The 2258-nt window shown below is 64.2% G+C and carries 3 protein-coding genes; all 3 read left to right on the top strand.

What is annotated here, in order from left to right; all coding sequences use genetic code 11:
• Positions 1 to 690 (top strand): ABC transporter substrate-binding protein (locus tag C9413_RS31105; RefSeq protein ID WP_170251407.1); only part of this gene is annotated, 690 nt, incomplete at its 5' end.
• A gap of 1 nt (position 691) precedes the next feature.
• The gene (locus C9413_RS31100) at positions 692 to 1807 is read left to right on the top strand and encodes an iron ABC transporter permease (RefSeq protein WP_039845636.1); all 1116 of its coding nucleotides are present in this window, start codon (positions 692 to 694) and stop codon (positions 1805 to 1807) included.
• A gap of 12 nt (positions 1808 to 1819) precedes the next feature.
• Positions 1820 to 2258 (top strand): ATP-binding cassette domain-containing protein (locus C9413_RS31095; protein ID WP_170251406.1); only part of this gene is annotated, 439 nt, incomplete at its 3' end.

Raw genomic sequence — 2258 nt, 5'->3', positions numbered from 1 at the left:
AGCACCTATCCCGAAGCGGCCATGAAGCTCCCGGATGTAGGCTATATGCGGGCGCTCTCGCCGGAAGGCATCCTTGCCGTCAACCCGACCGCGATCATCGCTGTCGAAGGATCGGGTCCGCCCGAAGCGCTGACCGTCCTCAAGAACGCCAGCGTGCCGTTCGAGACGGTCCCGAATACCTACGATCGCGCAGGGATCCTGACAAAGATCGATAAGATCGGCACACTGCTTGCCGTACCCGACAAGGCCAGGGCGCTGGAAACCAAGGTCGGCGCCGATCTGGATGCCGCGATCGCCGATGCCGGCAAGCGGTCCGAAGCGGGGCGCAAGCGCGTGCTTTTCATCCTCAGCACGCAGGGCGGCAAGATCATGGCCTCTGGCACGGGCACGGCGGCTGATGGCATCATCAAGCTCGCAGGCGCCATCAATGCCGTCGGCAGCTTCTCAGGCTACAAGCCGGTGACCGATGAGGCGATCGTCGAGGCAAAGCCCGATGTGATCCTGATGATGAACCGTCAGGGCAGTCACGCGGCCGCCAACGACGACCTCTTCAGGCAGCCGGCGCTCGCACTGACCCCCGCGGCCCAGAAGAAGGCGGTCATCCGCATGGATGGCCTGCACCTGCTCGGCTTCGGCCCGCGCACCGCAGGCGCCGTCCGCGAATTGAACGCGGCCATCTACGGGGGCTAAGATGGCTCTGCTGGACGCCATGACGGGACAGAAACGATCACTTTTTTCGATGGCCGCGCTTCGTGAGCACCGCGAGGCAGGCGATCGGGGGCGGCTGGCGCTCCTCGTGATCGGCCTGCTCGTGGTGGGTTCCGTCTTCTCGCTGCTATTTTCGGTGACGACCGGCGCCTCGGATGCCTCGATTGTCGACGTGATTGCAAACGTGGCGGGTTCGGAGGCGGCGCTCAACATGCGCGACCGGATCATCATCTTCGACATCCGGATGCCGCGCGCCATCCTCGGCTTTCTCGTCGGCGGCTCGCTCGCCGTCTCCGGCGCTGTGATGCAGGGACTGTTCCGCAATCCGCTCGCCGATCCCGGCCTCGTCGGCGTGTCGTCCGGAGCAAGCTTCGGCGCCGTCGTGATGATCGTGCTCGGCGGAACGATCGCCATGCCGTTCCTTGCGCTGCTCGGCATCTATGCCCTGCCGGTTGCAGCTTTCGGCGGTGGCCTTGTTACGACGGTGCTGCTTTATCGGATCGCAACGACCAATGGCCAGACCTCGGTCGCCACGATGCTGCTGGCAGGGATCGCGCTCGGAGCTCTGACGGGCGCGATGACAGGTCTGCTGACCTATATCGCCAACGACCAGCAGCTTCGCGATCTCACTTTCTGGTCCATGGGCTCTCTCGCAGGCGCAACCTGGATGAAGATCGCCGCCGCCGCGCCGATCATTCTGGCATCCTTCGCAGTCCTGCCCTTCATGGCGCGCGGACTGAATGCCATAACACTTGGTGAAGCGGCGGCGTTTCATATGGGCGTCCCGGTTCAGCGGCTGAAGAATACCGCAATCGTAGCCGTTGCCGCCGCAACCGGCGCATCGGTTGCCGTCAGCGGTGGTATCGGTTTTGTCGGCATTGTCGTGCCACATCTGCTGCGTATGATCATCGGCCCCGACCATCGCTATTTGCTGCCAGCCTCCGCTCTCCTCGGTGGCTCGCTCTTGATCTTCGCCGACGTTCTGGCGCGCACCATCGTCGCGCCCGCCGAATTGCCGATCGGCATCATCACGGCTGCAGTCGGCGGACCCTTCTTCCTCTGGATATTGTTGCGGCAGCGCTCGCGGCTTGCGCTCTAAAAGTGAATTTCGATGATCGAACTTTCCGGAATCTCGGTCCGCCTGTCGGGCAAGACAATCGTGCATGACGTCAGCCTTACGGCGAAGGCGGGCCAATTGACGGCGATTGCCGGGCCGAACGGCTCCGGCAAGACGACCACAATGAAGGCGATCTCCGGCGAGCTTTCCTGCGACGGCTCCGTGCGCATCAACGGCGAAGAGGTCAAGACGATGCAACCCTGGCAGCTGGCTGCCCTTCGCGGTGTGCTGCCGCAGGCAAGCGCCATCTCCTTTCCCTTCACAGTGCGCGAGGTCGTGCGCATGGGACTGACGACAGGGCTGAACCTGCACCCCGAGCAGGCAGAGCAGATCGCGGCACGGGCGATCGCCGCCGTGGACCTCGGGGGCTTAGAAGGGCGGTTCTACCCGGCGCGTTCGGGCGGCGTGCAGCAGCGAGTCCGGCTAGCGCGTG

The sequence above is a fragment of the Rhizobium sp. SEMIA 4085 genome, assembly GCF_013004495.1.
In the GTDB taxonomy this organism is placed as follows: domain Bacteria; phylum Pseudomonadota; class Alphaproteobacteria; order Rhizobiales; family Rhizobiaceae; genus Rhizobium; species Rhizobium gallicum.
This window is presented reverse-complemented; position numbering and strand designations above follow the sequence as displayed.

Bases quoted from the DNA above. Each gene is read 5' to 3' on its own strand.
- C9413_RS31100 (WP_039845636.1), top strand. From the start codon at position 692: ATGGCTCTGCTGGACGCCATGACGGGACAGAAACGATCACTTTTTTCG.